29 protein-coding genes and 1 other RNA gene are annotated in these 26,573 nt (G+C 66.3%); 13 read left to right on the top strand and 17 right to left on the bottom strand.

Features of this window, described 5'->3' with window-relative positions; genetic code table 11:
• The first annotated feature begins 3 nt into the window (after positions 1-3).
• Positions 4-972 (top strand): phosphoribosylglycinamide formyltransferase, encoded by a 969-nt coding sequence (gene purN / locus MTR62_RS02510; RefSeq protein WP_327194371.1) that lies wholly within the window; start codon positions 4-6, stop codon positions 970-972.
• A 773-nt stretch (positions 973-1,745) separates the two neighbouring features.
• Here the strand turns inward: purN and ndk are convergent.
• The 5 genes from ndk to MTR62_RS02485 all read right to left on the bottom strand — a co-directional run bounded on the left by ndk (position 1,746) and on the right by MTR62_RS02485 (position 5,189).
• Entirely contained in the window at positions 1,746-2,168 is a 423-nt protein-coding gene (gene ndk / locus MTR62_RS02505) for a nucleoside-diphosphate kinase (protein WP_244016707.1), read from the bottom strand.
• A gap of 184 nt (positions 2,169-2,352) precedes the next feature.
• The gene (locus MTR62_RS02500; RefSeq protein WP_244016706.1) at positions 2,353-2,637 is read right to left on the bottom strand and encodes a hypothetical protein; all 285 of its coding nucleotides are present in this window, start codon (positions 2,635-2,637) and stop codon (positions 2,353-2,355) included.
• Between the two features lie 115 nt (positions 2,638-2,752).
• Positions 2,753-2,914 carry a hypothetical protein gene (locus MTR62_RS02495; protein ID WP_244016705.1) on the bottom strand — a complete coding sequence of 54 codons (162 nt, stop codon included), beginning with the start codon at positions 2,912-2,914 and terminating at the stop codon, positions 2,753-2,755.
• 337 nt (positions 2,915-3,251) lie between these two features.
• Entirely contained in the window at positions 3,252-3,686 is a 435-nt protein-coding gene (locus MTR62_RS02490) for a DNA polymerase III subunit chi (RefSeq protein WP_268739629.1), read from the bottom strand.
• A gap of 39 nt (positions 3,687-3,725) precedes the next feature.
• Entirely contained in the window at positions 3,726-5,189 is a 1,464-nt protein-coding gene (locus MTR62_RS02485) for a leucyl aminopeptidase (RefSeq protein ID WP_244016703.1), read from the bottom strand.
• 126 nt (positions 5,190-5,315) lie between these two features.
• On the opposite strand from MTR62_RS02485, the gene MTR62_RS02480 reads away from it, so the two are divergent.
• From MTR62_RS02480 to rsmA, 4 genes are all read left to right on the top strand, one after another.
• A complete protein-coding gene (locus MTR62_RS02480; protein ID WP_407672581.1) occupies positions 5,316-7,676 on the top strand; it encodes an LPS-assembly protein LptD in 2,361 nt (786 codons plus the stop codon).
• Positions 7,677-7,975: 299 nt separating this feature from the next.
• Positions 7,976-9,295 carry a peptidylprolyl isomerase gene (locus MTR62_RS02475; protein WP_407672585.1) on the top strand — a complete coding sequence of 440 codons (1,320 nt, stop codon included), beginning with the start codon at positions 7,976-7,978 and terminating at the stop codon, positions 9,293-9,295.
• Between the two features lie 22 nt (positions 9,296-9,317).
• On the top strand, positions 9,318-10,352 hold the full coding sequence (gene pdxA / locus MTR62_RS02470) for a 4-hydroxythreonine-4-phosphate dehydrogenase PdxA (protein WP_244016700.1): 1,035 nt from the start codon (positions 9,318-9,320) through the stop codon (positions 10,350-10,352).
• Positions 10,349-11,167, top strand: a complete 819-nt coding sequence (rsmA, locus tag MTR62_RS02465; protein ID WP_244016699.1) for a 16S rRNA (adenine(1518)-N(6)/adenine(1519)-N(6))-dimethyltransferase RsmA — start codon at positions 10,349-10,351, stop codon at positions 11,165-11,167. The genes pdxA and rsmA overlap by 4 nt, the downstream gene beginning before the upstream one ends.
• Before the next feature lie 54 nt (positions 11,168-11,221).
• Here rsmA and MTR62_RS02460 read toward each other — a convergent pair whose 3' ends face one another.
• A complete protein-coding gene (locus MTR62_RS02460; protein ID WP_244016698.1) occupies positions 11,222-11,644 on the bottom strand; it encodes a GFA family protein in 423 nt (140 codons plus the stop codon).
• Positions 11,645-11,744: 100 nt separating this feature from the next.
• Here MTR62_RS02460 and MTR62_RS02455 point away from each other — a divergent pair, with 100 nt between their 5' ends.
• Positions 11,745-12,452, top strand: coding sequence for a helix-turn-helix transcriptional regulator (locus tag MTR62_RS02455; RefSeq protein ID WP_244016697.1), 708 nt, complete (start codon positions 11,745-11,747; stop codon positions 12,450-12,452).
• Between the two features lie 20 nt (positions 12,453-12,472).
• On the opposite strand, the gene MTR62_RS02450 is transcribed toward MTR62_RS02455, so the two are convergent.
• Positions 12,473-12,982 carry a hypothetical protein gene (locus MTR62_RS02450; RefSeq protein ID WP_244016696.1) on the bottom strand — a complete coding sequence of 170 codons (510 nt, stop codon included), beginning with the start codon at positions 12,980-12,982 and terminating at the stop codon, positions 12,473-12,475.
• A 276-nt stretch (positions 12,983-13,258) separates the two neighbouring features.
• Positions 13,259-15,379, bottom strand: a complete 2,121-nt coding sequence (locus MTR62_RS02445; RefSeq protein ID WP_244016695.1) for a malate synthase G — start codon at positions 15,377-15,379, stop codon at positions 13,259-13,261.
• Between the two features lie 338 nt (positions 15,380-15,717).
• Here MTR62_RS02445 and MTR62_RS02440 point away from each other — a divergent pair, with 338 nt between their 5' ends.
• A complete protein-coding gene (locus MTR62_RS02440; protein WP_327194370.1) occupies positions 15,718-15,951 on the top strand; it encodes a hypothetical protein in 234 nt (77 codons plus the stop codon).
• Between the two features lie 115 nt (positions 15,952-16,066).
• Here MTR62_RS02440 and MTR62_RS21405 read toward each other — a convergent pair whose 3' ends face one another.
• From MTR62_RS21405 to mscL, 3 genes are all read right to left on the bottom strand, one after another.
• Entirely contained in the window at positions 16,067-16,924 is an 858-nt protein-coding gene (locus MTR62_RS21405; protein WP_244016693.1) for an EamA family transporter, read from the bottom strand.
• Positions 16,925-17,146: 222 nt separating this feature from the next.
• Positions 17,147-17,523: a transfer-messenger RNA gene (gene ssrA / locus MTR62_RS02430) on the bottom strand.
• 76 nt (positions 17,524-17,599) lie between these two features.
• Entirely contained in the window at positions 17,600-18,076 is a 477-nt protein-coding gene (mscL, locus tag MTR62_RS02425) for a large conductance mechanosensitive channel protein MscL (RefSeq protein ID WP_244016692.1), read from the bottom strand.
• Positions 18,077-18,324: 248 nt separating this feature from the next.
• Here mscL and MTR62_RS02420 point away from each other — a divergent pair, with 248 nt between their 5' ends.
• Genes MTR62_RS02420 through MTR62_RS02395 form a run of 6 tightly spaced genes read left to right on the top strand, consistent with a single transcriptional unit; the run spans position 18,325 to position 21,498 of the window.
• Positions 18,325-18,930, top strand: a complete 606-nt coding sequence (locus MTR62_RS02420) for a LemA family protein (protein WP_244016691.1) — start codon at positions 18,325-18,327, stop codon at positions 18,928-18,930.
• 4 nt (positions 18,931-18,934) lie between these two features.
• Positions 18,935-19,759, top strand: coding sequence for a TPM domain-containing protein (locus tag MTR62_RS02415; RefSeq protein ID WP_407672580.1), 825 nt, complete (start codon positions 18,935-18,937; stop codon positions 19,757-19,759).
• Positions 19,760-19,771: 12 nt separating this feature from the next.
• Entirely contained in the window at positions 19,772-20,458 is a 687-nt protein-coding gene (locus tag MTR62_RS02410) for a TPM domain-containing protein (RefSeq protein WP_244016690.1), read from the top strand.
• Positions 20,455-21,006 (top strand): NUDIX hydrolase, encoded by a 552-nt coding sequence (locus MTR62_RS02405; protein ID WP_244016689.1) that lies wholly within the window; start codon positions 20,455-20,457, stop codon positions 21,004-21,006. Before MTR62_RS02410 ends, MTR62_RS02405 begins: the two co-directional genes overlap by 4 nt.
• 13 nt (positions 21,007-21,019) lie before the next feature.
• The gene (locus MTR62_RS02400) at positions 21,020-21,292 is read left to right on the top strand and encodes a hypothetical protein (protein WP_244016688.1); all 273 of its coding nucleotides are present in this window, start codon (positions 21,020-21,022) and stop codon (positions 21,290-21,292) included.
• A 5-nt stretch (positions 21,293-21,297) separates the two neighbouring features.
• Entirely contained in the window at positions 21,298-21,498 is a 201-nt protein-coding gene (locus MTR62_RS02395) for a hypothetical protein (protein WP_244016687.1), read from the top strand.
• 185 nt (positions 21,499-21,683) lie between these two features.
• Here the strand turns inward: MTR62_RS02395 and MTR62_RS02390 are convergent, their stop codons facing one another.
• From MTR62_RS02390 to MTR62_RS02365, 6 genes are all read right to left on the bottom strand, one after another.
• Positions 21,684-22,136 (bottom strand): GNAT family N-acetyltransferase, encoded by a 453-nt coding sequence (locus tag MTR62_RS02390; RefSeq protein ID WP_244016686.1) that lies wholly within the window; start codon positions 22,134-22,136, stop codon positions 21,684-21,686.
• A gap of 34 nt (positions 22,137-22,170) precedes the next feature.
• A complete protein-coding gene (gene mmsB / locus MTR62_RS02385; RefSeq protein ID WP_244016685.1) occupies positions 22,171-23,040 on the bottom strand; it encodes a 3-hydroxyisobutyrate dehydrogenase in 870 nt (289 codons plus the stop codon).
• A gap of 106 nt (positions 23,041-23,146) precedes the next feature.
• Complete coding sequence (locus MTR62_RS02380) at positions 23,147-23,941, bottom strand: enoyl-CoA hydratase-related protein (protein WP_244016684.1); 795 nt, start codon at positions 23,939-23,941, stop codon at positions 23,147-23,149.
• On the bottom strand, positions 23,938-24,981 hold the full coding sequence (locus tag MTR62_RS02375) for an enoyl-CoA hydratase/isomerase family protein (RefSeq protein ID WP_244016683.1): 1,044 nt from the start codon (positions 24,979-24,981) through the stop codon (positions 23,938-23,940). The genes MTR62_RS02380 and MTR62_RS02375 overlap by 4 nt, the downstream gene beginning before the upstream one ends.
• A 16-nt stretch (positions 24,982-24,997) precedes the next feature.
• Positions 24,998-26,149 carry an acyl-CoA dehydrogenase family protein gene (locus MTR62_RS02370; RefSeq protein WP_244016682.1) on the bottom strand — a complete coding sequence of 384 codons (1,152 nt, stop codon included), beginning with the start codon at positions 26,147-26,149 and terminating at the stop codon, positions 24,998-25,000.
• 33 nt (positions 26,150-26,182) lie between these two features.
• The coding region (locus MTR62_RS02365; RefSeq protein WP_268739622.1) for a hypothetical protein at positions 26,183-26,573 on the bottom strand (391 nt) is incomplete at its 5' end.

The raw sequence follows: 26,573 nt of genomic DNA, 5'->3' as shown, positions 1-26,573 counted from the left end.
GACGTGGCCAGGGGCGCAGAGCGGATCAAGGCCAGGGTCGCCGTGCTCATCTCGGGCAGCGGCACCAACATGGCCGCCCTGCTCTACGCCAGCCGCGCGCCCGAATGCCCTTACGAGATCGTCCTCGTCGCCTCGAACGATCCCGAGGCGAAAGGCCTGAAACTCGCCGCGGCCGAAGGCGTGGCAACGTTCGCCCATTCGCACAAGGGCATGAAGCGCGCCGAACACGACGCGCTGATGGACGCCGCGATCCGCCAGAGCGGGGCGCAATGGGTCGCGCTGGCAGGCTACATGCGTATCCTCACCCCCGGCTTCGTGGCCGGATGGGCTGGCCGGATGGTCAACATCCACCCCTCGCTCCTGCCCAAGTATACCGGGCTCCACACCCATGAGCGCGCGATTGCGGCCGGCGACAGCCATGGCGGCGTCACCGTCCACCTCGTCACCGCCGAACTCGACGACGGACCGGTCCTTGGCCAGACCCCGGTCGCCATCCTGCCCGGCGACACCCCAGACGCCCTTGCCAGCCGCGTGCTTATCGCCGAACACCAGCTCTATTCGCGCTGCCTTGCCCGCCTCGTCACGCAGGAGCGCGATCCCGACTGGCTGCTCGCGCGTGTCCACGAACTGGCCATGGCCCTGCCCGAAGTCGAGGAACGCCCCTCGCACGGATCGCCGGGCTGGCGCGTGGGGGGCAAGTACTTTGCCCATTTCAACGACCAGCACCACGGCACCGCGCACATTGCCCTGCTGGTGCGCACCGATGGCCTCGACGAGATCGACGGCCTCGTCGACATGGACCCGGATACATACTTCAAGCCCGCCTATTATGGCGCATCAGGCTGGGTCGGCATGATCCTCAACCGCGAAGGCGTGGACTGGAACGGGGTGCGCGAATGGCTCGAACGCAGCTGGCGCAGCACCGCCCCCAAGCGGCTGACCCGGCTGATGGATGCCGCCGACGCGTTCTGAACGCGGCCCCGCACCCACGCCGAAAGACACAAGGCATCCCCCGGGGCGGCGGATACGCCCCCTCGAGAGAAGACGCCCCGGCGCGGCCAAAAGGCTGCCGCCGGAGGCCTGCGGATGCCGTTCATCCCGAACCGTCCTCAGACCCGGTGGATCACACCTGATCCCATCACCTCGGGCCAATCGAAACTGGCCGGTCGCCCGCGATTCGTATTGCCCCGGCTTTCCAGCCAGATGGAGACGCCCGACAGTTCGGAAAAGGCGCAAGGGGACGATCCGGAACGATCGCTCGGATGCGAACCGACCGAGAAGCGCCCCAAAAGCCCTAGCGCGCCGCACTCGCCAGGTGCGGTGCACGGGCCAGAGGCAAAGCGCTGGCCTGCGCGTGGCGCGCGCGATCACCCTCACCTTCCCCCATGCCCGAGACGTGCGACACCGCAACCGACGCCAGGAAGGACACCGTAGAAACACACAAGAACATTTTGATATGCATAGACAATCAGCCCCCGCCTCGATTGTATTCCTTATGCGCCCCCAAAGCGCCAAGGCCACCAGCCCATCCCCCACCACACGGGCCGATTGGATACACTCTTCCATGCTTCAATCGATTCAATAAGTGAATTGGCGTTAACCTTTCGGGATTTTCACCCCTTTCGCCATGTCCACCTGCGCCAGGCGCAAAAAAAGGGAGCCACCCGGACGGGCCGCTCCCTCTTTTGTCGTCGCCCCGCCGCGCCGAACCCGAAGTCCGGCGCGGCAGCGGTCGATCATGGCGTTCAGCCGACGATTTCTTCGGGCTTGAAGAAGTAGGCGATCTCGATCGCCGCGTTCTCTTCCGAGTCCGAACCGTGCGCCGAGTTGGCTTCGATCGATTCGGCGAAAGTCTTGCGGATGGTGCCCTCGGCCGCATCGGCCGGGTTGGTGGCGCCCATCACGTCACGGTTGGCCTTGACGGCGTCTTCGCCCTCGAGGACCTGCACGACCACCGGGCCCGAGATCATGAACGAGACGAGGTCGTTGAAGAAGGGGCGTTCCTTGTGGACCGCGTAGAAGCCTTCGGCCTGCTCCTGGGTCATCTGGATGCGCTTGGAAGCGACGACGCGAAGGCCAGCCTCTTCCAGCATCTTGGTGATGGCGCCGGTCAGGTTGCGACGGGTGGCGTCGGGCTTGATGATCGAGAACGTGCGGGTAACCGCCATGGGATCTATCCTTGTACGTGGGACGGTGAACTGTTGCGCGCGCCCCTAGCCGGGATCGCCTCTTCCCGCAAGAACCGGCTGTATCCAAACCCACGCCGATCGCACGGCAGGTGCATCGCTGCGGCCCCTGCATTGCCCCTGCCGCCCCCGATCCGCCCGAAACCGCGGTGCGTTGGCGCGCCCCTCAGCCCGAATGCCCCCCGCGCAGGACCGCGCTGCGGGCCTGACCTTCAAGCAGGTTCGAGGGAAAATCAGGCGAGAGAGAGCGTTCGAGCTTGCGGCACAAGTTGGCGTGTTCGAGCAGGGCGCTCGAAATCGCGCGCAGCCAGCCTTCGTGAAGCGCTTCCTGACCCGAGAGCACTTCGCCCACCGCGCTTTCCGTGCAGCTCAGCGTGCGCGCGACGCCGCTTGCGCCGCCCAGCGCATCGACCGCGCGGGCAAACAGGGAAAGCTGTTCCTGGGGAGTCATGCAAAGTGGCCCTTCCGGCAAGGCGGCAATGGCCGTCGTGGCCTGTGCCGGGCCGCCAGCCTGTGCGGGGCGCACCCGGCCTTGTCAATGCACGCAAACGGCCTCGTCCCCGGCCTCAGCCCGCATCCTCATCGGATCGCAGGTTCTTCAGGCTCACGTTGGCAAATCCAACTGCGGCAACCACGCCGGCCAGCAGTCCCATGGCCAGATTGCCGAAGGCCACGCCCAGGACAAGTCCAGCCACAATGCACACGGTAAATCGGGTAGCTCCCGCCATGCCATCATCCTCTCGCCACTCTATGTTCTCTGGCCGGGGTTAGACCAAGATGGCGCGCGCCTGTCAACGCACGTAGTTTTTCATAGGCGGCGTGGACAAGTTCGAACGTCCGGTTTCATTCCGTTGCGCTCGTAGTGGTGAGCCCACCCCGTCCGGCCAGGCCCCTTCGGTCCCAAGCCTTCCGGCCCTCCCGCCAGCGGGAGGACAATGCGTGATCTCCCCTCGCAGGTGCGGGAGGGGCAGCGAGACTTGGAGAGCCGCAGGCGAACCTAGTCGCAGCGGGATGGGCGGGTCACACCGTCCGCGTCCCACCAAGTTTGCCCCCGTGGCCCAGGCCCTATTCCGAGGCCTTGCGCATCCAGCGCCCGTCTTCCTGCGCCCAGTATTCCTTGGTCACGCCCTCGCGCCCGCGCAGATCCTTCCAGACCTGGCGCGCCTCGGCCAGCGTCTCGCTGTCAAAGAGATAGAACACGCGCTCGAACGCGGTCTCGCCTTCGCGCCAGTGGCCATCGGCGAGGAACAGGAACTTCGCTCCGTTGGCAGGCTCGGGCCTGTCGGATAGCAGGATCGGCTGGCGATCGGGGTGCGGGTCGCTCGCCTCGCCGTTGGCCAGAAAGCTGGTCGCGCCCTGGGTCCAGAGCCCGCGCGCGATCGCCGCGCGCTGCGGCTCGGTCTCGGCCACGACGAGCACGCGCTCGCCCGCTTCCAGCGACTTTCGCGCCAGAAGCGGGACAACGCCATGGGCAGGGTCACGGCTGAGCTGGTAGAACATCACGCGCACAGCCGTGTTCCCTTTCCCACCCTAGCCCTTTCAGCCTTCCGCGGTGTCGCGAATGAAGCGGTCGAGCAGGCGCACGCCGAAGCCGGTCGCCCCCTTGTCCCAGGTCGCGCCGGGCTTGTCGGCCCAGACCATGCCCGCGATGTCGAGGTGCGCCCAGGGCAGGCCGTCCTCAATGAACCGCTCGAGGAACTGGGCCGCGGTGATCGAACCGCCAAAGCGCGGGCCGACGTTCTTCATGTCCGCGATCGCGCTGTCGATGAGCTTGTCGTAAGCCGGGCCCATCGGCATGCGCCACAGCTTCTCGCCGGTGGCAAGACCGGCTGCGGCAAGATCGGCGGCGAGCGCATCGTCGTTCGAGAACAGGCCGGCGTGTTCCTGGCCGAGCGAGATCATGATCGCACCGGTCAGCGTGGCGAGATCCATGATCCGCACCGGAGCATAGGTCTTCTGCGCGTAAGTCAGCACGTCGCACATCACGAGGCGCCCTTCGGCGTCGGTGTTGATGACCTCGACGGTCTGGCCCGACATGGTGGTGACGACGTCACCGGGACGCTGCGCGTTACCGTCAGGCATGTTTTCGACGAGGCCGCACAGGCCCACCACGTTGGCCTTGGCCTTGCGCTTTGCCAGCGCGAACATGGTGCCCGCAACCGCACCGGCGCCGCCCATGTCCCACTTCATGTCTTCCATGCCGCCGGGCTGCTTGAGGCTGATGCCGCCGGTGTCGAAGGTGACGCCCTTGCCCACGAAGGCGATCGGCCTGGCGCCGGGCTCACCGCCCATCCACTCCATCACGAAGAGGCGTGCGGGGCGCACCGAGCCCTGCGCGACGCCGAGCAGCGCGCCCATGCCGAGCTCGGCCATCTCCTTGTCGTCGAGCACGCGCAGCGTGAGGCCGGTGCCTTCCATGCGCGCCTTGCAGCGTTCGACGAAGCTTTCAGGGTAGATCGTGTTGGCCGGTTCGGTCACCAGTTCACGGGTCAGCGCGACACCTTCGGCGACGCCCACCTCGATCTCCCAAAGCGCCTGGGCACCTGCGGGCGCGCCGATGACCTCGACGGTGGCGAGGCTCGGCTTCTGCTCGTCCTTGAGCGTGGTGCGGTAGGCGTCCCAGCGCCACGACCGCAGCCAGCCCCCGATCAGCGCGCGGACGGTTTCCTCGGCCGAAAAGCCAGCCTCGCAAAGGTCGAAAGCGGCTGCCGTCTCGCCCGAGGTCAGGTACTTGCCCACGACCGCAGCCGCCGCGCGCTCGATCGATGCGGCGCGATCCTCGGCGTCCGCCTTGCCGATCCCGGCCAGCACCGCGCGCACCACGCGCCCGCCGCGCTCAACGAAGCCTTCGAACAGCTGGCCCGTCTTGCCGGTGAAGCGCGCCATCGCCGCGCCTTCGCCCAGCACGGTTTCGAGCGTGCCGGGCAGCGCGTCCTGATCGACGAAACGCACGACGAGACGCGCGCTGGATGCCGTTGCCGCGTCAAGGAACTGGATATTCATGGATTCTCCTGAATTCTCGCAAAATGCGGTCCGCAAGCGCCGCCCGCCCCGGCCGGGCGCAGGCAGCTGTTCGCTTTACCGCACGCATGGATTGCAGTTAGGCACAGGCAGTGCGATAGGCAAGCCATGCTCCCAGCCGCATCGTCCCATCTGCACGCCCCGATCCGTCGCTTGCACCCTGTTTCGCTCGCAACGCTCGCCCTTCTGCTGGGCAGCGCCGCCGTCGCGGCGTTCGCACCCTCGACTGCCGGCGCGCAGGATCTTGGTACCCATCCCAGCGAATCAACGCCGATCCAGGATGCTCCGGCCGAACCGCCCGCCGCCAGCGCCGACGCCGTGCCGATCGCGTTCGAGGCCGATGTCGTCGAATACGCGCAGAACAACGAGCAGGTCACCGCCACCGGCAACGTGGTGCTGCGCAAGGAAGGCCAGTCGGTGCGCGCCGATTCGGTCACCTGGAACCGCCAGACCGGCAAGATCGAGGCCACCGGCAATGTCCGCATGGTCGACGAGAACGGCAACCAGCTGTTCACCGACAAGGTCGAGCTGACCGACGAGCTCAAGAGCGGGATGATGGACAACCTGCTGCTCGTCCTGCGCGAGGGCGGACGCCTCGCGGCCAAGGACGGCAAGCGCCTGGCCAACGGCGACGTCATCCTCGACCATGCCGCCTACACCGGCTGCGCGGTCGAAAACGGCGACGGCTGCCCCAAGGAGCCGACCTGGAAAGTCGTTGCCAAGACGGTGATCTATTCGGACCAGCAGCAGCGCGTGCGCTTCAACGACGCCCGGCTCGAGGTGTTCGGCGCAGTCAAGGTTCCGCTGTTCGGCCTTACGGTGAGCACCAACGGCGATGCGGTTTCAGGCCTGCTGATCCCCGACATCCAGTCGTCCGCCTCGAACGGCATCTCGATCGCCCAGCCGTTCTACTGGAAGATCGACAAGAACCGCGACCTCACCGGCACGCTCAACGTCTATACCGAAGCGGCCCCGATGGGAGAGATTCAGTACCGCGCGCTGACCTCGAAAGGCGCCTACCAGATCACCGGCTACGCCACCTCGAGCAAGCGCATCCCGATCTACGGCGACACGACCGATGCGCAGGGCAACAACGCCTTTCGCGGCTACATCTTCGCCAACGGCACGTTTCAGCTCGACGAGAAGTGGAGCGTGACGACCTCGATCCGCCGCGCGACCGACCGCACGTTCCTGCGCCGCTACGACATCAGCAGCGACGACCGCCTGCGCTCGATGATCGATGTCGAGCGGATCGACGAGGACAGCTACCTGTCGATCGCAGGCTACGCCACGCAGACCATGCAATCGACCCGCGACCAGGGGCAGTTGCCGATCGCCCTGCCCGCGGTCGACTACCGCCACCTGTTCAAGGACCCGCTGCTCGGCGGCAAGATCGAGACCCAGCTCAACGCCCTGGCGCTGACCCGGACCGACGGGCAGGACACCCAGCGCGCCTTTGCCAGCGCGCAATGGTCCAAGCGCGAAGTGACCGACATGGGCCAGGTCATCACGGTGACCGGCCTGCTGCGCGGCGACGTCTATCACTCCGACGAGAATCTGGAGACCGAAACCACATCCTATCGCGGCGATCCGGGCTGGCAGACGCGCGCCATCGCGCTGGCCGCGGTCGACGTCGAATGGCCACTGGTGGGCGAATTTGCAGGCGGCACGCAAGTGCTCACCCCGCGCGTGCAGGTGGTGGCCGCCCCGCACGTGCGCAATTTCTCCATCCCCGATGAGGATTCGCGCGCAGTCGAACTGGAAACGAGCAATCTCTTCGCGCTCAATCGCTTCCCCGGCTACGACCGGATCGAGGACGGCACCCGCGTGACCTATGGGCTCGACTGGCGCTTCGAACGGCCGCGCTGGCGCGTCACCGCACAGATCGGGCAGAGCCGCTACCTCGCCGGAAGCGACACCATCGCCCTTGATGGCACGGGCCTGAGCGGCAAGGTCTCCGACATCGTGGGCCGCACCGAAGTGCGCTACCGCGATTTTGTCCACGTCATCCACCGCTTCCGGCTCGACAAGGACAGCTTCGCGATTCGGCGCAACGAATTCGACGCGGTCCTGGGCAACAACCGCACCTACCTCGAGATGGGCTACACCAAGCTCAATCGCAACATCTACTCCGCCAGCGATACCTCGAGCGACACCACCACGACCGACGACACCGAAGCCGAGGACCTTCGCGACCGCGAGGAAGTGCGCGCTGCGGGACGCATCGCCTTCGCCAGCCACTATTCGCTGTTCGGCTCGGCGGTCATCAACCTGACCGACAGCACAGAGGACCCGACCTCGGGCTCGGACGGCTTCCAGCCGCTGCGCACGCGCCTTGGTGCTGCCTATGAGGACGACTGCCTGCAGATTTCGCTCACCTGGAAGCGCAACTACGTCACCAACGGCGACGCGAAAAGCGGAGACTCGTTCCTGATTCGCTTCCGCCTCAAGAACATCGGCATGCATTGATCGCGCCCGCCTGGCCTGGCGCGCCCGCCCTCGCAGCGGGCAGCGCGAACGTTGGCAGGGGGGCACAAAGCCGCTATCGGGTGCACTCATTTTGGGTTAAGCCGCCCCGCGGCAAATTTAGGTTAAGCCGTTCTGCGGCGAATTTGGGTTCAGCCGCCCTGCGGCAAACGCGAGGGTCCGATGCGCGTACCTTGCGCACAACATTTCTCCCGCTCTTGCGGGACCGGTCGAGGCCGGCAGAATACGGGATTGAAATCACGGTGGTAGCAGTCAATCGCAACAGGTTCGTGAAGCGCACGCTGACCGGCTTCGCCTCACTGGCGGTGATCGCCGGCCTGCTCGGCACGGGCGTGGCCAGGGCGCAATCGGCACCCCAGGGCGAGATCGTGATCCCCGACAACGTCAAGATCTTCGGCAACGACAATCCCAACGTGCGCAAGGCCACCGCCGTGGTAAACGGGGACGTCATCACCGGAACCGACGTCGACCAGCGCCTCGCGCTCGTCCTGGCGGCAAACCAGAACAAGCTGAGCGACGAGGAGCAGAAGCGCCTGCGCCTTCAGGTCCTGCGCAACCTGATCGACGAATCGCTCGAAATCCAGGAAGCCAAGGCCAACGACGTCGAAGTCTCGCAGGCCGAGGTGGATGAATCCTACGCCCGCGTCGCCTCGCGCAACTTCGGCCAGAACACCAGCGCGATGGACGCCTACCTCAAGCGCATCGGCTCCTCGCCCGAATCGCTCAAGCGCCAGATTCTCGGCGAAATGTCCTGGCAGCGCCTGCTCCAGCGCAATATCGCACCGTTCATCAACGTCTCGGAAGACGAAGTGAACGAGACCATCCAGCGCCTCCAGGCCTCCAAGGGCACCGAGGAATACCGCATCGGCGAAATCTACCTCGCCGCGCCCGCGGACTCGCGCGAGCAGGTCTACACCAACGCCTCGCAGATCGTGCAGCAGATCAAGGAAGGCGGCAGCTTCGTCGCCTACGCCCGCCAGTATTCGCAGGCTTCGACCGCGGCGGTCGGCGGCGACCTTGGCTGGATTCGCCTCGCCCAGCTGCCCGAGCAGCTCTCGAGCGTTGCCAAGACCATGCAGCCCGGCCAGCTGGTCGGCCCGATCGAGGTTCCCGGCGGTTTCGACATCCTCTACCTGATCGACAAGCGTCAGGTGCTCACCGCCGATCCGCGTGACGCGGTGCTCGCGCTCAAGCAGATCTCGATCAACTTCCCCGCCGGCACCACCGACGCGCAGGCGGCCAAGAAGGCCGAGGAGTTCGCCACCGCGATCAAGGCCGCCAAGGGCTGCGGCACGGTCGACGCGGTGGCCAAGGGCATCGGCGCCGAAGTCGTCACCAACGACCAGGTCAAGGCGCGCGACCTGCCCGCCGCGATCCAGAGCCCGCTGCTCGAACTCTCGCCGGGTGAAACGCTGCCGCCGTTCGGTTCGGTCAAGGACGGCGTGCGCATCCTCATGCTGTGCGGCCGCGACGATCCGCAGGCCGACGATGGCCCGAATTTCGATCAGCTCATGGCGCAGATGGAAGACGAGCGCATCAACAAGCGCGCGCAGATCTACCTGCGCGACCTGCGCCGCGATGCCGTCATCGAATACAACTGACGCCGCCGAAAGCGCTGCGCGCATGATGCAGGAAATGGCCGCGCGCCCACCGGCTCCGATCGCGGTGTCGCTGGGCGATCCTGCGGGCGTGGCGCCCGAGCTGATTGCCGAGGCGTGGATGCGCCGGCGCGAGGCAGGGATCGCTCCTTTCTTCGTGGTCGGCGGCGCGCTCGCGCTGGGCATGGCCGCCGCAACGCGCGGCCTCACCCTTCCCGTGCGCCAGATCGAACGCCCTGCGGACGCCTTTTCGGTGTTCGACGAAGCGCTGCCGGTGCTTGGCGAAGCCGACTGTGCGCCCAGCTTCGGCGCGCCCGACGATTCGGGCGCGCGTCTGGCGCTCCATTCGCTGACCGAGGCAACCCAGCTTGCCCGCACCGGCGCGGCCAGCGCCATCGTCACCGGCCCGATCGCCAAGATCCGGCTCGCCGCGATCGGTTTCACCCAGCCCGGCCAGACCGAATTTCTCGCCGATGCCTGCGCGATGGCGCACGAGGCGGCGGTCATGATGCTTGCCGGACCCAGCCTGCGCACTGTGCCGCTGACCGTGCACGAGCCGCTCAGCGCCGTCCCCGGCCTCATCACCGCCGAGCTGATATGCGCCAAGGCGCGTATCGTCGCACGCGCTCTTGCGCGCGACTACGGCCTGCCCGCAGCGCGCATCGCGGTGACCGGGCTCAACCCGCACGCGGGTGAGGACGGACGCATGGGCCGCGAGGAAATCGAGGTCATTGCACCCGCCATCGCCCGCCTCCAGGCCGAAGGGCTTGCCGTCACCGGCCCACACCCGGCCGACGCGCTGTTCGCCGCGCACGAGCGTGAGCGCTTCGATGTTGCCCTGTGCATGTACCACGATCAGGCGCTGATCCCGATCAAGACGCTCGATTTCGAGGAAGGCGTGAACGTGACCCTGGGCCTGCCGCTGGTACGCACCTCACCCGACCATGGCACCGCCTTCGGCATTGCCGGGCAAGGCAAGGCCAGCGCGGGCGCGATGATCGCCGCGCTGCGCATGGCGGGCGAATGCGCCGTGGCCCGCGCCCAGGGAGCCCCCGCGTGAGCGCGCTTCCCCCGCTGCGCGAGGTCATCGCACGCCACGGCCTCTCGGCCTCGAAGGCACTCGGCCAGAATTTCCTGTTCGACGAACAGCTGCTCGACCGGATCGCGGCGATTCCCGGCTCGCTCAAGGGCGAAAGCGTGCTCGAAGTCGGCCCCGGCCCCGGTGGCCTGACCCGCGCGTTGTTGCGCGCGGGCGCCAAGGTCACCGCGATCGAGATGGACCGGCGCTGCCTGCCCGCACTTGCCGAAGTCGAGGCAGCCTTCCCCGGCCAGCTCACCGTGATCGAGGGCGACGCGATGAAGATCGCTCCCGCCAGCTTGTTCGACGGCCCCTACCACATCGTTGCCAACCTGCCCTACAACGTGGGCACGGCGCTGTTCACCGGCTGGCTTTCGGGCGAGGAATGGCCGCCGCAGTGGCGCTCGCTCACGCTCATGTTCCAGGAGGAAGTGGCGCGCCGTATCGTCGCGGAAGAAGACACCTCGGCTTATGGTCGCCTCGCCGTCCTCGCGCAGTGGCGCGCGAAGGCGAAGCTGGCGATGAAAGTGCACCGCAGCGCGTTCACCCCGCCGCCCAAAGTCATGTCCGCCATCGTCCACGTGGTCCCCGGCGATGCGCCCGAAGGCGTCTCGATGCGCAAGCTCGAACGGATCACCGAAGCGGCTTTCGGCCAGCGCCGCAAGATGCTGCGCCAGAGCCTGAAGGGCGTGCCCGGCGCGCTCGAGGCGCTCGAATCGCTGGGGATCGACCCGCAACGCCGCGCCGAGACGCTTTCGGTAGCCGAATTCGTGACCATCGCGCGCGCCCTCAGCTAAGGCGCGCGCGGTCCGGATGGCCCCTCGGACGACCGCCCAGATCAAGTCCTGTCCTCAGATCGGCGCCGCTTCGCGCGGCGGCATCTGTTCGAAGGTCGGCCTGTCGTCAGGAATCGGATGCCAGCCTGGCGCCGATGCGGTGTAGATGTGCATCGCCGGCCCCAGATCGCCGATTTCGTCAAACGCACCGACCTTGACGGTCATGAACGGCGCGTGTTCGGGCACGCTCCACAGCGGCGTGCCACACGTGGTGCAGAACGCCCGCTCGACAGCCCCGCCGCTGTCGCCACTATCATGGTACACCCCCGGCAGCCCCTTCGTCACCGCCACCGCGCCCTTGGCGAACAACGCGACATAGTTGGGTCCGCCGCCCGCCAGCTTCTGGCAATGAGTGCAGTGGCACGCGCCCGTGCCGACCGGCGCGACCTGGGTGGTGAAACGGATGGCGCCACAGGCGCATCCTCCTTCGCGGTGCATGGAAATCTCCTTTGGTGATCGAACCGAAACGTTCGGGAAGCCCGGCTTGCCACAGGCCTGCTGCCACCGTTATGGCAGCAGTGTGTCAGGAGGGTAGACAATGCGTAGAACCGAACGGCTGTTCCGGATCATCCAGATCCTGCGCGCCGCGCAGCGCCCGGTCACCGGGGCCTCGCTCGCAGAAACACTCGAGATTTCCTTGCGCAGTCTCTACCGCGACATGGCCGAACTGCTCGCCCAGGGCGTGCCCGTGCGCGGCGAGGCGGGAACCGGCTACGTCCTTGACAAGGGCTATGACCTGCCGCCGCTGATGCTCACCGCCGACGAGCTGGAAGCCGCCGTCCTCGGCGCGGCCTGGGTTGCCGCGCGCGGCGATGCGCAACTGGCGCAGGGCGCGCGCGATCTCATCGCCAAACTCACCGCAATCGTCCCCGAAACGCTGCGCCCGATCGTCCTCGACGCGACCTTGAGGCCGGTGAGCTTCGTCCCCCCGCCGGTCGAGACGATCGACCTTGGCACGCTGCGCCAGGCCATCCGCGACCGCCGCAAGCTGGCCATAAGCTATGTCGATGCGCAAGAGCGGCAAAGCGAGCGCGTGATCTGGCCGATTTTCCTAGCTTATATGGAAGACGTGCGCATTGTCGTGGGCTGGTGCGAGAAACGCTGCGCCTTTCGGCATTTTCGCGCCGACCGGCTACGGCGCATGACCTTGCAGGCAGAGCGCTACCCTACACCGCGCGCACGCCTTATCGCCCAATGGGATCGGCACCTGGCCGAGCAAGGCCGATCTGGCGATGCGACCGGCTGACCGCCTCGCTGGCACGCTGTTCAGGGCGCCTGCGTGAACGAGCTTTGCAGGTCGTGCGTCGAGATCGACAGCGCGGTATCGAGCGAGGTGCCAAGCCGCGCCAGCGCGAACGCCGCGCTGGCAACGGCGGCAACGAGCAGAACCGCGTTGAAGGCCCGATTGGCCAGCGGCCCCTCGTTGACGATCGTACGAAAGATCCCTTGAGGACCACGATAACTGTCGAACTGATGCGCCGGCACGAAGGCGAGCGGAACGATGCGCCCCGAAAGAAGCCGATTGACGTCGATCGGCTCGCTCAACGAAATCCCGCAGCGCCCTGGCCCGCGCCAGCGCACCTGCCCGTCAAGCACGACATCCCCGATCTGGACCTGCACCGGCGTGCCGCGCGGCGGCGGCGTATCAATGAGCGCCAGCACCCCGCGTGAGGAGGCGTTGCCCAAGGTGACTTCGTGACTGATCCCGCCGAAACGCATCGTGCCCTGCACTGCAAGGACCGTACGCGCTTCGAGGCGCTGCTTGTGAAACATCATCGCCGTGTCCCCCCCGACTGTCGCGATTCGCTTCGAAACGAGCCCTATTCTTCGGTAAATTCCCTTAGGAGACAGTTAATTTCGCGTAACGGCCTGTTCCAAGGCCAACGCACGGGACCCGCAAACCCTCGCGCCCGGCATGACCAGGCTCCTTGCCTGGACGCCATTCGCAGGCGCTCAACCGCGAACGGGCCTCCCACCTGGACAGAGGGAAGCCCGTTGCTTGCGGTCCGGCCAAGGGGCGCCGGACCTCAGGGAAGCCTCGTAGAGCGGTCCTCAGCAGACCGCCGGAACGAGCGCTTTCTTCTTCAGGCGCCACGCGTGCAGCAAGGGCTCGGTATAGCCGCTCGGCTGCTCGACGCCCTTGAACACCAGATCGCAGGCCGCCTTGAAGGCTAGGCTTGTGTCCCAGTTTCCGGCCATCGGTTCGTAGAGCGGATCACCGGCATTCTGCGCGTCGACCTTGGCGGCCATCCGGTGCAGCGAATCCATGACCTGCTCTTGCGTGCAAACCCCGTGCAGCAGCCAGTTGGCCATGTGCTGGCTCGAAATGCGCAAGGTCGCGCGGTCTTCCATCAGGCCCACATCGTTGATGTCGGGGACCTTCGAACAGCCCACGCCCTGGTCGATCCAGCGAACGACGTAGCCGAGCAGGCCTTGCGCGTTGTTATCGAGTTCCTCGCGCACTTCGCCCTCGGACCAGTTGCCCCCCTGCGCCAGCGGAACCGCAAGGAGCTGATCAAGGCCCGGAATATCCTCGGCCGCGATGCTTTCGCGCAGGTCGAACACGTCGACCTGATGGTAATGCATCGCATGGAGCGTCGCAGCGGTGGGCGAAGGCACCCAGGCGGTGTTCGCCCCGGTACGCGGGTGCCCGATCTTCTGCTCGAGCATGTCGCGCATCCGGTCGGGCGCGGCCCACATGCCCTTGCCGATCTGCGCGCTGCCCGACAACCCGTGCCGCAGTCCGATCGCGACATTGCGCTTTTCATAAGCCGCGATCCAGGTCGAGCCCTTGATGTCGGCCTTGCGGATCATCGGCCCCGCGCGCATCGAGGTGTGGATCTCGTCCCCGGTGCGATCGAGGAAGCCGGTGTTTATGAACACGATCCGGTTCTTCACCGCCTCGATGCAGGCGCCCAGGTTCGCCGACGTGCGGCGTTCCTCGTCCATGACGCCGACCTTGATCGTGAAACGGTCGAGCCCGAGCAGCGATTCGACCGCGTTGAACAGGTCGTTGGTGAAGGCGCATTCCTCCGGCCCGTGCATCTTGGGCTTGACGATGTAGATCGACCCGCTGCGGCTGTTGCCGTACTTGGTCAGCCCCTGGACGTCCTGTGTCGAGATGGCGCTGGTGATGACCGCATCCATGATCCCCTCGGGAATTTCCGAGCCATCGGGCAGCAGGATCGCGGGATTGGTCATCAGGTGGCCGACGTTGCGCACGAACAGCAGCGAGCGGCCGGGCAGAGCCATGCGCTTGCCCGCGACGGTGACGAGGTCCTTGTCGGCGTTAAGGCGGCGGGTCATTGTCTTGCCGCCCTTCTCGAAGGTGTCGGCCAGGTCCCCGCGAATGACGCCCAGCCAGTTGGCATAGGCGGCCAGCTTGTCCTCGGCGTCGACCGCGGCGACCGAGTCTTCAAGGTCGACGATCGTCGTCAGCGCCGCTTCGAGCACGATGTCCGAAAGCCCCATGCGGTCCGCCTGGCCGACCGGGCTCGACGGATCGAAGACCAGTTCGATCGAGAGGCCGTTGTTGGCGAACATCAGGCCCTTTTCGGTTTCGCCGATGTACTGCCGGTCGTTCGCCAGTTCGATGACCTCGGGATCGTCGAGATCCGCCCACGAGCCGCTCTTGAGCGGGATCGCGGTGTCGAGGAACGCGCGGCCCGCCGCGATCACCGCCTGCCCGCGCGCCGGATCGTATCCCGGCCCCTTGGCGGGCGCGGCGTCGAGCGCGTCGGTGCCGTAATAAGCATCGTAGAGCGAGCCCCAGCGCGCGTTCGCCGCGTTGAGCAGGAAGCGCGCGTTGAGCACCGGCACGACCAGTTGCGGCCCGGCCATCGTCGCGATCTCGGGATCGACGTTGTCGGTGCCGATGGTGAAATCATCAGGCTCGGGAACGAGATAGCCGATCGCGCGCAGGAAGGCCTGGTATTCGCCCTGATCGAGCGGCTTGCCCGCACGCGCAGTGTGCCAGGTGTCGATCTGCGCCTGCAGATCCTCGCGCCGGGCGAGCAGCGCACGGTTGCGCGGGGCGAATTCGGCCGCGAGCATCGCGAAGGCGTTCCAGAACGCCTCGGCGTCCTGACCGATCGGGGGAAGAACGTCCTTCTCGATGAACTGCGCCAGTGCCGCATCGACCTTCAGGCCGGAGCGTTCGATCCTGTTCGTCATAAATCCTCACACCAATTTGCAGGCTGCGAACGCGAATCGTGCGAAGCGCCTGAGACATTACCATAGATGCCCTGGGGAGGATTAGGGGCGCTATGACCCAAAGCGGTGGCAAAAGCAACAGGCCAGATCGGGTTCGCGCAAGGATCCGACCGGAATGGTGTAGCCTGCACTTACACGATGAGTCGGAATGGCTTACAGACAAGAGTTTGTTAGGCATTACAAATGGCTCAAACCCGCGACTGGCACGATCGTTGCTGCGGCATGTCTCGAACAAGAGGATGAAAATGCTACGCAAAGTTGCCCGACTGTTTGTAATCAAGACCAACTGGGAAGCGTACATGATCATCTACGCCCTGGCGACCGGCGCGATCGAGCGCGGCAGCGTCTACCTCGGGCAGTTCCCCGGCTTTGGCGGCAAGCTGCTGTTCGCCGCCTGCACCGGCTCGGTGTTCATGGCCGGCGCCAAGATCCTCGACTGCATCAAGTACGAAAAGGCCGAAAGGCTGGCACGGGCCGATGCCCAGTCCCCGCCGCCCCCGACCATGGCCGAAACCGGACGGGAAGCCGCCTGAAGCGGGCAGACCGGATGTGCTGCACGGGCAAGGGAAGTGCCCCCACCGCGACGCCAGCCTGAAGCACGCCCTTTCGGGAGCAAGGCGCAGATACCCCTGGCCCCGCGTTCCGGCGTCACCCGCCCTGCCGGGCGCTGAAACGCAGCAGGATGACCCCGGCGAGCGTCGCCATCGTCGAGACGACCTTGGCGAGGTTCAGCTTTTCCCCCAGCGCGAACACCCCGATGAACAGCGCGAAGACGATCGAGGTTTCGCGCAGCGCCGTCACCAGCGCGATGGGAGCCTGGGTGAACGACCAGATGACCAGCGCATAGGCGCCGTAAGACGCCGCTCCGCCCACCACCAGCACCGGCAGGCCTTGGGTGCCCACCCGCGCCAGCGCATCGCGGCGGCGCAGAGCCGAAATCGCGACGAAAGCGATCGCGTTGCCGATCGTCAGCCAGCCGTAGAACCCGATCGCGGTCCCGGCGTGGCGCGCACCATAGCCATCGACGAGCGAGTAGGAGGCGATGAACAGCCCCGTTCCGAGCGCGAGCAGCGCCGCGCGGCGGTTGTGGATACCATCGGCCCGGCGCACGAAGGTGATCGACATGATGCCAAGCCCGATCAGCGCGATGGCGGCGAGTTGCATGGGCGCGAGGTCGACACCCAGGAACAGGGTCGAGACCAGCGCCACGATCAGCGGCGCGCTGCCGCGTGCGAGCGGATAGACCTGCGTCAGATCGCCCACCTTATACGCTGCCATCAGGAAGAACTGGTAGCCCAGATGCAACGCGATCCCGGCCAGGATCAGCGGGTAGCTCGCCGCATCGGGCGCGGGCACGAAGAACAGCGTGGGCAGCGCGAAGAGCGCCTGACCGATCACCACCGCCGCGGTCGACACGTACTTGTCCCCGGCCCCCTTCACCATGGCGTTCCAGGTTGCGTGCAGCAGCGCGGCGCACAGGACGATGACAAAAATAGTCGGGCTCACGGCAAATCCTTCCGGCACGAAGCGGATCACGGGCGATAGACGGCACCGTAAGGCGAAGCCTGACAAGGCCCTGCGCGGACTTTGGTTGCCCGCATCATTTCGAGGGAGGCTAACAGCGTCGCACGCCGCAGGCAACGCATGTGCGCCAAGACCCGAATGCCGGGATCGAACGCGAAAAAGGAAGGTGGGGTGATTCTGTTGACAGGCTCACCCCGGGCCCCTGGAATCCGCTTCTGTTGCCCGGTGGGTCCAACCGCGCTTTAGCTTTGTAACTTCAGGGCGTTAGCCCCTAGAATTACGCGGCGAGAGCGAGTGCTTCGTTGTCGTTGGCACTTGTGAGTTTTGAGCCTTTAACGGGTTACTCAGCCCGGACGAAAGCACCGCTTTTCAACACACGTCGATCCTAGTTCGGCCCCGTCATCACCCCAGCGACAACTGGGTTGCCCCGCCCCTCAGCCGAGGGGACAGGACGGGTGGTGGTGGAGCCGCCGGGTACCGCCCCCGGGTCCGCTGCGCCTATTGCACGACACACTTTATCGTCATAGTCGGCCGAAGCCGACAAGTGCCCATATAGGGTTTTCATTCAGAATGTGAAGTGGCTGCATGCGCCTTCCCACGCGCAATCGTGGAAGGGCGCCGCAACCCGCCGCCCCCGCACGATCGGGCTTGCACGGATCAGGACCTGGCTTCGTTCTTGCGCAGTTCGGCGAGGATTTCGCGCAGCGTGTCGAGCTGCGGGTCGGTGGGCACTGCGGGCGCCTCGGCGGTTTCCTCGACCTGCTTCTTCTTCGCTTCCATCTCGTCGATGACCTTGTTCACCGAGCGCAGGAGCATGAACAGGATGAAGGCGATGATGAGGAAGTTGATGATCTGGGTGATAAACATGCCATAGCCGATCATCGCCACGCCCGCCGCCTTGAGCGCGACGTAATCGGTAGGACTGCCGGTGTAGCCGGCCGGAATGTCGCTCAGCCGGATGAAGTACTGCGTGAAGTCGAGATCGCCGATCAGCCAGCCGATCACCGGCATGATGACGTTCTCGTTGAGCGCGGTCACGATCTTGCCGAAGGCCGCGCCGATGATCACGCCCACGGCGAGATCGAGCACGTTGCCTCGGGCGATGAATTTCTTGAATTCGTCCAAAAGTGTCATGCCTTTGCCCTTTCCTGAAAGCACCCGACCGGCTTTGCATGAAGCGCGAGCGCAAATAAACCCTGCTTGAAGCGCGGCTGTTGATGCCGCTCCATCCCCGGTCAGCGGCCGGTGCAACGCGCCCGACCACACTTTGTCACCACGCGCCGGTACGGTTTACCGTTGAAGAGGCCCGACCGCTCGCTATCTTGTAAGGCAACGCAAGGCCCCGGACTTCCGGCGCGCCACAGTGGAGGATGAACTTTCCCATGACCCTGTCGAACGCAGCCCGCAAGGGACGCGCCTTTTTCGTCGTGCTCGCCGCTCTTTCACTGGCGGCTTGCGGCTTCAACTCGGTGCCGACCAAGCAGGAAGCCGCCAAGGCCAAGTGGGCCGACGTCGAGGCCGCCTTTCAGGAACGCGCCAATCTGGTCCCCAACCTCGCCGCTGTCGCCAAGGGCGCGGCCGAGCAGGAAAAGGGCATCCTGACCGGTGTGGTCGAAGCGCGCGCCAAGGCCACCTCGATCCAGATCACCGGCGATGACCTCAACGATCCGCAGAAGATGGAACAGTTCTCGGCCGCGCAGAGCGAGCTGGGCTCGGGCCTCTCGCGCCTGCTGGTGAGCATGGAAGCCTACCCCGATATCAAGTCGAACGAGAACTACCGGATGCTGCAAAGCCAGCTCGAAGGGCAGGAAAACCGCATCCGCATCGCGATCCGCGACTACAACGCCTCGGTTCAGGACTACAACACCACCGTGCGCACCTTCCCCACGATGATCGGTGCGCAACTGCGCGGGGCGAGCCCGATGGTGCCCTACAAGGCGGCCACCCCCAACGCCGAAGTGGCCCCTTCCCTCGAAGGCAAGCTGTGATCCGGTGAACCGCTTCAAGGCGCTATTCGGCCTCTTTGCGCTGCTTGCCTGCGCCCTGCTCCTGCCGCAGGGCGCACAAGCGGCACCGCAGTTTCCCAAGCTGACCGGGCGGGTGGTCGATGATGCGAACATCATCCCTCCGGCCGAGGAAGCCCAGCTCACCCAGCAACTTGCCGCGCTCGAACAGCAGTCGGGGCGGCAGGTCGTGGTGGTCACGCTGCCCAGCCTCGATGGCTATGAGATTTCGGACTACGGCTATCAGCTTGGTCGCGCCTGGGGCATCGGCCAGAAGGACACCAACAACGGTGCCCTGCTGATCGTCGCGCCGAATGAGCGCAAAGTGCGCATCGAGGTTGGCTACGGGCTTGAGCCTATCCTCACCGATGGCATGAGTTATGAGATCATCAACGGTGCCATCCTGCCCCGTTTCAAGGAAAACGACTACCCCGGCGGCATCGCGGCCGGGGTACAGGCGATCGCCAAACTGCTCACGCTTCCGCCCGATCAGGCGAAGGAACTGGCCAAGGAGGCCGATCAGAAGCGCAGCGAAAGCGGCGGCGGCATTTCGCCAGGCACCATTTTCTTCATCCTGCTCATCGTCTTCTTCGTCGTGGCCCCGATGATCAACGAGGCGCGCGGCGGACGCGGCCGGCGCCGGTCGAGCGGTCCGGGCTTCATCTGGCTGCCTGGCGGCGGCTGGGGCGATGACGACGACCACTGGGGTGGTGGCGGTGGCTGGGGCGGCGGTGGCGGCTTTGGCGGCGGCGGTGGAGGCTTTTCCGGTGGCGGCGGCAGCTTTGGCGGTGGCGGCTCGAGCGGCAGCTGGTAGGAAAGGACGATCATGAAACAGCCCCACGTCACCCTTTCCCCGGCCGATCACGAGAAGATCAGCGCAGCCGTGACCCGCGCCGAGCTGCAAAGCGCGGGCGAAATCGTGACAATCCTCGCCGACCGCTCCGACGGGTACACCGACATTGCGCTCAGCTGGAGCGCGGCCGTCGCGCTCGTCGCGCTCGGCGTCATGGCTTCCTTCCCCGCGCCGTTCATGGGCACTTACGACGCCTTGCTGGCCGACTGGGGGCACGAATGGACGCCGCGCGCGATCATTTCGCTCGCCGCCGCGATCGCCACGCTCAAGTTCGCGGGCATGGCGCTCATCCAGCTGTGGCCCCCGCTCAAGTTCGCGCTGATCCCTGGCCCCGTCAAATCCGCGCGCGTCCACGAACGCGCCGTGCGCGCCTTTCGCATCGGCGCGCAAGGGCGCACCACCGGGCGCACAGGGGTGCTCATCTACCTTTCGATGCGCGAACACCGCGCCGAAATCGTCGCCGACGAGGCCATCGCCACCAAGGTCGACCCGCAGGTCTGGGGCGATGCCATGCAGGCCATGCTCGCCCACGTGCGCGAAGGGCGCATCGCCGATGGCCTGTGCGCCGCGGTCGAACAGGTGGGCGACATCGTGCGCCCCCACTTCCCGCGCGCCGACGATGAAATCAACGAACTCCCCAACAGGCTGATCGAAGTATGAAACTCCCCCCCGACCATGATGCCCCCGAACAGATCATGTGGGAGGGCCGGTTCATCACCGCCAAGACCCGTGGCCGCTGGGAATTCGTGGGCCGCGCGCGCGGCATCCACGCCGCCGTGATCCTCGCCGTCGACGCCGAGGATCACGTCATCCTCGTCGACCAGTACCGCGTGCCGCTGGGAACGCGCTGTCTCGAACTGCCCGCCGGACTGGTGGGCGATGAAACCTCCAACGCGGGCGAGGACCCCGCGATCGCCGCCGCGCGCGAACTGGAAGAGGAAACCGGCTACCGCGCCGGGACGATGGAGAAGATCGGCACGTTCTTCTCCTCGCCCGGCATGGTGAGCGAGAGCTTCACGCTGTTTCGCGCGCGCGACCTCGTCAAAGTGGGCGAAGGCGGCGGGGTGGACGACGAGGACATCCTGGTCCACCGCATCCCGCTTTCGGGTATCGCCGAGGCCATCGCCCACTTTCGCGCCGAGGGCTACGCGATGGACGTGAAACTGCTCACGCTGCTGGGGCCGGGGCTGCTGGCCGCGGGGGTCTGAAGCCGCGCGCACGATGGCAAACGTGTTCTTCGTCTTCATCGGAGTAAGTTCCATCGCTTCGGGCATTGCCCCGACCGTCTGGCCACACCGCCGCCGGGAAAAAGCCCTACATGATCGCGCGGAACGCATGGCTGCGATCGACGCAGGAGCCCCTGAAACCTACTTCGAGGAACGCCGCACGCTCGACGCCTATCCGCCCCCGCGCTCGGACCGACGCATGCGATTTCTAGGGGTGGGTCAAATCACCCTCGGGACCGCTATCCTGCTGCTCGATTGGCTCGGGTAAGAGCCATGCGCACCCGCCCCGGTATCTGCCAGCGCAAGAAGCGCTTCGCGAGCGAGGCCGAGGCGCTGGCGGTGGCCGAAAAGGCCCCCTTCCACTTGCGCCCTTACCGCTGCGGCCTGTGCGGCGCGTTCCATCTCACCTCGCGCACCAAGGGCATGAAACTGCCCGCCTTCGAACTCGCCCGCCGACGCACGAAGAACGGTTAGAAACGCGTACTCCTCCCCTCCCGCTTGCGGGAGGGGCCGGGGGTGAGCCTGAACAAAGGGACAAACAGATCAACACCGGTTTTCCGAGGGCCATCGCCCTCGGGCTCCCAGAACTGTAGAGCGCGCCTCTCCTGGCCACAGCCGCGAGGGACAGGCGGGGCTCACAGATGGGTGCCAAGGGGGCGCTAAAGCGCCAGCTGCATGAACAGGCTGTGCGGCCCCGGACGATAGTCGCCAAACACCGGACATTCGACGAAGCCCGCGCTGCGGTAGAGCGCCACCGCAGGCACGTGCATCGGCGTTACCGCCGTTTCAAGGAAGAGGGTTTCATAGCCGCCTTCGCGCGCCGCCGCGATCAGGTGGTCCATCAGCGCGCGGCCCACGCCCTTGCCCCGCATCGATGGCGCGGCGCGCATCGACTTGACCTCGCACGCGCGGGCATCGATGCGCTTCAGGCCCGCGAACCCGGCCAGCTCCTCGCCGTCCCACGCGCTCCAGAAGGTCACCTCGGGAGAGGACAGGCCCGAAGCGTCGAGCGCGTAAGCAAATTCGCCGAGCGCGGCCTGCACTTCGCCGACATGCAACGCCAGCAGCGCGGCCAGATGCGGCGCGGCCGGATCGTCACGCACAATCGTCACCCCTACGCAATGCTCCTTTCAAACAGCCAAGGCTTCACAAGGTGGTGAAGATCGCGCCAAAATCCTTTGCGCCGCCCCCTTGCTCGACGAACGCTTCATAGAGGGCGGTGGCGTGTTCGCCCAGCGCCACGTTCGCGCCCGCGCCCGCCGCGCCCGCCATCGCGAGCCGCAAGTCCTTGAGCATCAGCGCCGAGGCAAAACCGCCCGCATAGCCGTTGTCCGCCGGGCTCGCCGCGCCCACCCCCGGCATCGGGGTATACGCATCGAGCGACCAGCACGAGCCGGTCGACCTCGACGAAATCTCGTAGAACGTCTGCGGATCGAGCCCGGCGCGCTCGGCCAGTTTGAGCGCCTCGCAGGTGCCGATCATGTGGATCGCCAGAAGCATGTTGTTGCACATCTTGGCGATCTGCCCTGCGCCGCTCTCGCCCGCGCGGATCACCGCCTTAGCCATCGGTTCAAGCACCGGGGCCGCGCGCGCGAACCCCGCGTCCGTCCCGCCGACCATGAAGGTCAGCGTGCCCGCTGCTGCTGCTGCGACCCCGCCCGAAACCGGTGCGTCGACCATGACGCAGCCCGCCTCTGCGGCCATTTGGATGACGCTGCGCGCGGTATCGAGATCGATCGTCGAACTGTCTATCAGCACCGTCCCCGGCGCGACGACGCGCAGCACATCATCGGTGTAGACCGTCCGCACGATCGCGCCGTTGGGCAGCATGGTGATGACCGCCTCGGCCCCCGCCAGCGCCGCACCGATGGTGGGAAACGGCGTGCAGCCCTGCTCGGCCGCGCGTGCCCGCGCGGCCTCGGACACGTCGAACGCGGCGACCTCATGCCCGGCTTTCACAAGGTTCGCAGCCATGCCGCCCCCCATGTTGCCAAGCCCGATAAAGGCGATCTTCATGGCGTACTCTCCCGCTCTTGGCCGGCAGGTTCTGACCCGTCCCGCCTTCGTTTCGGCTCAGGCCCGAGCGCGCGCCCCGCCTTGGAACCGGGCGCACGCCAAGCGACTATTCGCCCTTCCAGACCCCTGCGCGCTTTTCGACGAAGGCAGCCATGCCTTCTTCCTTGTCCCTGGTCGCGGTGAGCACCTGGAACAGGCGCCGCTCCATCACCAGCCCGGTGTCGAGCGTGGTCTCGAACGCCAGGTTCACCGCTTCCTTGTTCGCCTTGATCGCGAGCGGAGGGAGCGAGGCGATCTTCTCGGCCGCCTTCATCGCCTCGTCCATCAGCGCGGCCGCCGGGACCACGCGGGCGACGAGCCCGGCGCGTTCGGCTTCCTCGGCGCCCATCATGCGCCCCGTCAGGCACAGGTCCATCGCCTTGGCCTTGCCCACCGCGCGGGTCAGGCGCTGCGAGCCGCCCATGCCCGGCAGGACACCCAGGGTCACCTCGGGCTGGCCGAATCTGGCCGTCTCCGAAGCGATGATGAAGTCGGCCATCATCGCCACTTCGCAGCCGCCGCCCAGCGCAAAGCCGTTCACCGCCGCGATCCACGGCTTGCGCGTCGCCTTGACGACCTTGGAGGTCCAGTCGGCGAAGAAATCCTGCGCGAAGAACTGCGCCGAGGGCATCTCGGCCATTTCCTTGATGTCCGCGCCCGCGGCAAAGGCCTTTTCGCCCGAACCGGTCACGATCGCGCAGCCCTGGCTGGCATCGGCCTCGAACGCGGCCATCGCCGCGACCATCTCAGCCATCACGGTCGAATTCAGGGCGTTCAGCGCCTTGGGCCGGTTGAGCGTGATGACGGTGACCGCGCCCTTCGTTTCGACAAGCAGCGTTTCGTAGGTGGCGGCCTTGGTCATAGCGGTTTCCATTCCTCGGTTGCGGGCAAGCGCGCGAAGATCGCCTCGAGCGTTTCCTCGCGCACACCCTCGGGCGTGTCCGGGTTCCATTTAGGCGCGTTGTCCTTGTCGACAATGACCGCGCGCACGCCTTCGGAAAAATCGGGCAGGACGAGCACCCGGCTGGCGATGCGGTATTCCATCGCCATTTCCTCGGCGAAACTCGTAAGCGTCAGCGAGGTGTCAAGCTCGCGCAGCGCCACCTTGCACGCCTGCGGGCTCTTGGAGCGCAGCGTGGCAAGCTCCTTCATTGCCCATTCGCTCTTGTCCCCGTCGAGCGAGGCGATCACCTCTTCGAGCGTGGCAAACCGGAAGTGCTTGCGGATCGCGCCGTCGTGCGCGGCGATCTTCGCCTCGGGCGCGCTCGAAGCCAGCGCGGCAAGCACGCCCTCGATCTCGTGCCCCGCCGCGATGCGCCGCTTGGCCTCGTCCAGATCGCCAGAGGCGAGGTAGTGCGTGGCGAGCCCGGCCCACAGGCACTCCGCCCCATCGAGCCGCGCGCCGGTCAGCGCCAGGAAGTACCCCACGCGTCCGGGCAGGCGCGAGAGATACCAGCCCCCGCCAACATCGGGAAACAGCCCGATACCGCTTTCGGGCATGGCAAACCGGGTGTGTTCGGTCGCAACGCGAAAGCGCGCGGGCTGCGATATGCCAACCCCGCCGCCCATCGTGATGCCGTCCATGAACGCAACCACCGGCTTGCGATACGTGAACAAAAGATGGTTGAGGCGGTATTCGTTGAGGAAGAAGCGGCGGCCCGAAAGCCCTCCATCCTCGAGCGCGGAGCGGCGCAGCATGGCGATGTCCCCGCCCGCGCAAAATCCGCGCCCTTCGGCGTGTTCGATGATGACCACGCCCACGCTGTCATCCTCGGCCCAGGCCTGCAGCGCGGCAATCATGCCCTCGCACATCGCCGTCGTCAGCGCGTGGATCGCCTTGGGGCGGTTGAGCGAGATAATGGCGGCGACACCCTCGCGCCGGGTCAGCACTTCATCGGTCATGGAACCGTCCTAGCGCCTACTGGAGCAGGTCGCGACCGATAATCATGCGCATGACCTCGTTGGTGCCTTCGAGGATGCGATGGACACGCAAGTCGCGCCAGAAACGCTCGATCGGATAATCGCGCAAGTAGCCGTAGCCCCCGAACAGCTGGAGCGCCCGGTCGACCACCGACGAACCCGTGTCCGAGGCAATCATCTTGGCCATCGCGGCAAAGCGCGTCTTGTCGGGCGCGCCCGCCGTGACCTTGGCGGCGGCAAGATAGAGCAGCGCGCGTGCGGCTTCGAGTTCGGCCGCCATATCGGCGAGGCGGAACTGGGTGTTCTGGAAATCGGCCAGCGGCTGCCCGAACTGGCGGCGCTCCTTCACGTAGGCAATCGCCTCGTCGAGACAGCGCTGCGCGCCGCCCAGCGAACAGGCGCCGATGTTGAGCCGCCCACCGTCGAGCCCGGCCATCGCGAACTTGAAGCCCTCGCCCTCGCCACCTAGCAGATTGCTCGCCGGAACCCGGCACTCCTCCAGAATGACCTGCGCGGTGGGCGAGGCGTTCCAGCCCAGCTTGCGCTCGGGCGCGCCAAAGGAGAGCCCTGCCATGCCCTTCTCCAGCACGAAGCACGAAATGCCGCGCGTCTTGTGCTCGCCCGTGCGCGCCATGACGAGGTAGATGTCGTTGACCCCGCCGCCCGAGATGAACTGCTTGGTTCCGGTCAGCACGTAATCCTCGCCGTGGCGCCGCGCGCTGGTGCGCAGCGCCGCCGCGTCCGAGCCCGAGGACGGTTCGGTCAGGCAGTACGAACCGATCGTCTCCATGGCGACAAGATCGGGCAGATAGCGCGCCTTGAGCTCGTCCCCGCCGAAGCGGTCGATCATCCAGGCGACCATGTTGTGGATCGAGATATAGGCGCTCGTCGCCGGGCAACCGTAGGCCATCGCCTCCATGATGAGCGCGGCATCGAGCCGGCCAAGCCCGATCCCGCCGCCCTCCTCGGACACGTAGATCCCCCCGAAGCCCAGTTCACCCGCCGCCTTCCAGACGTCGACGGGGTAGTGCCCGGTGTCGTCCCACTGGCCCGCGAAGGGGGTAATGCGATCGGCGGTGAAACGTTCGGCCATGGCGCGGATCGCCAGCTGATCGTCGCTCAGGGCAAAGGGGTGGGTCGTCGCGGTCATCGCTTCGTGGGGTCCTTCATCGTCGCGCGCCCGTCACGGGCATTTGGTGTAGGTCAGCGGGCCGGGCGCCGCGTCGGCGCCGCGATCGGTGCGCACGAGCGTCTTGCCTGCGTCCCTGGTGGCGAGGGTCACGTCGAGCGTCCAGTTCTGCCCTTCACCCTCGAACGCGAAGGCGGCGGTCACGGCATCGGCCGCAATACTCTCGATGCGGCCAAGGTCGGCCACCGATTCGTAGAATTGCAGCCGCGAGGGCCCCACCGTCATCAGGCCCTTGGCATCGCCGCGCTGGCTGGTGCAGTCGGCCGCGACCAGCCCCCAGCGTCCGCGCAGCAACGGCGGGATCGAATGGGTATCGGCCAGTTCGGTATCGGGCGCCACGGGGTTGCTGGCGGCGGCCTCGGGGCCGGGCGCCGCGCTCGCGGCC

The organism is Novosphingobium organovorum, assembly GCF_022832435.1.
Classification (GTDB): Bacteria; Pseudomonadota; Alphaproteobacteria; order Sphingomonadales; family Sphingomonadaceae; genus Novosphingobium; species Novosphingobium organovorum.
The sequence above is the reverse complement of the archived record's forward strand: the minus strand, read 5'-3'. Positions and strand labels throughout refer to the sequence as shown.

Coding starts and splice junctions, on each gene's coding strand:
- MTR62_RS02440 (WP_327194370.1), top strand. CDS start 15,718: ATGATCATCTACGCCCTGGCGACCGGCGCGATCGAGCGCGGCAGCGTC.
- MTR62_RS02370 (WP_244016682.1), bottom strand. CDS start 26,149: ATGACCGCGACGACCCACCCCTTTGCCCTGAGCGACGATCAGCTGGCG.
- MTR62_RS02450 (WP_244016696.1), bottom strand. CDS start 12,982: ATGATGTTTCACAAGCAGCGCCTCGAAGCGCGTACGGTCCTTGCAGTG.
- MTR62_RS02460 (WP_244016698.1), bottom strand. CDS start 11,644: ATGCACCGCGAAGGAGGATGCGCCTGTGGCGCCATCCGTTTCACCACC.
- MTR62_RS02420 (WP_244016691.1), top strand. CDS start 18,325: ATGACCCTGTCGAACGCAGCCCGCAAGGGACGCGCCTTTTTCGTCGTG.
- MTR62_RS02455 (WP_244016697.1), top strand. CDS start 11,745: ATGCGTAGAACCGAACGGCTGTTCCGGATCATCCAGATCCTGCGCGCC.
- MTR62_RS02405 (WP_244016689.1), top strand. CDS start 20,455: ATGAAACTCCCCCCCGACCATGATGCCCCCGAACAGATCATGTGGGAG.
- MTR62_RS02500 (WP_244016706.1), bottom strand. CDS start 2,637: ATGACTCCCCAGGAACAGCTTTCCCTGTTTGCCCGCGCGGTCGATGCG.
- MTR62_RS02375 (WP_244016683.1), bottom strand. CDS start 24,981: ATGACCGATGAAGTGCTGACCCGGCGCGAGGGTGTCGCCGCCATTATC.
- MTR62_RS02490 (WP_268739629.1), bottom strand. CDS start 3,686: ATGTTCTACCAGCTCAGCCGTGACCCTGCCCATGGCGTTGTCCCGCTT.
- MTR62_RS02485 (WP_244016703.1), bottom strand. CDS start 5,189: ATGAATATCCAGTTCCTTGACGCGGCAACGGCATCCAGCGCGCGTCTC.
- MTR62_RS02445 (WP_244016695.1), bottom strand. CDS start 15,379: ATGACGAACAGGATCGAACGCTCCGGCCTGAAGGTCGATGCGGCACTG.
- mmsB (WP_244016685.1), bottom strand. CDS start 23,040: ATGAAGATCGCCTTTATCGGGCTTGGCAACATGGGGGGCGGCATGGCT.
- pdxA (WP_244016700.1), top strand. CDS start 9,318: ATGATGCAGGAAATGGCCGCGCGCCCACCGGCTCCGATCGCGGTGTCG.
- MTR62_RS02395 (WP_244016687.1), top strand. CDS start 21,298: ATGCGCACCCGCCCCGGTATCTGCCAGCGCAAGAAGCGCTTCGCGAGC.
- ndk (WP_244016707.1), bottom strand. CDS start 2,168: ATGGCGGTTACCCGCACGTTCTCGATCATCAAGCCCGACGCCACCCGT.
- MTR62_RS02495 (WP_244016705.1), bottom strand. CDS start 2,914: ATGGCGGGAGCTACCCGATTTACCGTGTGCATTGTGGCTGGACTTGTC.
- MTR62_RS02480 (WP_407672581.1), top strand. CDS start 5,316: ATGCTCCCAGCCGCATCGTCCCATCTGCACGCCCCGATCCGTCGCTTG.
- MTR62_RS02380 (WP_244016684.1), bottom strand. CDS start 23,941: ATGACCAAGGCCGCCACCTACGAAACGCTGCTTGTCGAAACGAAGGGC.
- MTR62_RS02410 (WP_244016690.1), top strand. CDS start 19,772: ATGAAACAGCCCCACGTCACCCTTTCCCCGGCCGATCACGAGAAGATC.
- mscL (WP_244016692.1), bottom strand. CDS start 18,076: ATGACACTTTTGGACGAATTCAAGAAATTCATCGCCCGAGGCAACGTG.
- MTR62_RS02400 (WP_244016688.1), top strand. CDS start 21,020: ATGGCAAACGTGTTCTTCGTCTTCATCGGAGTAAGTTCCATCGCTTCG.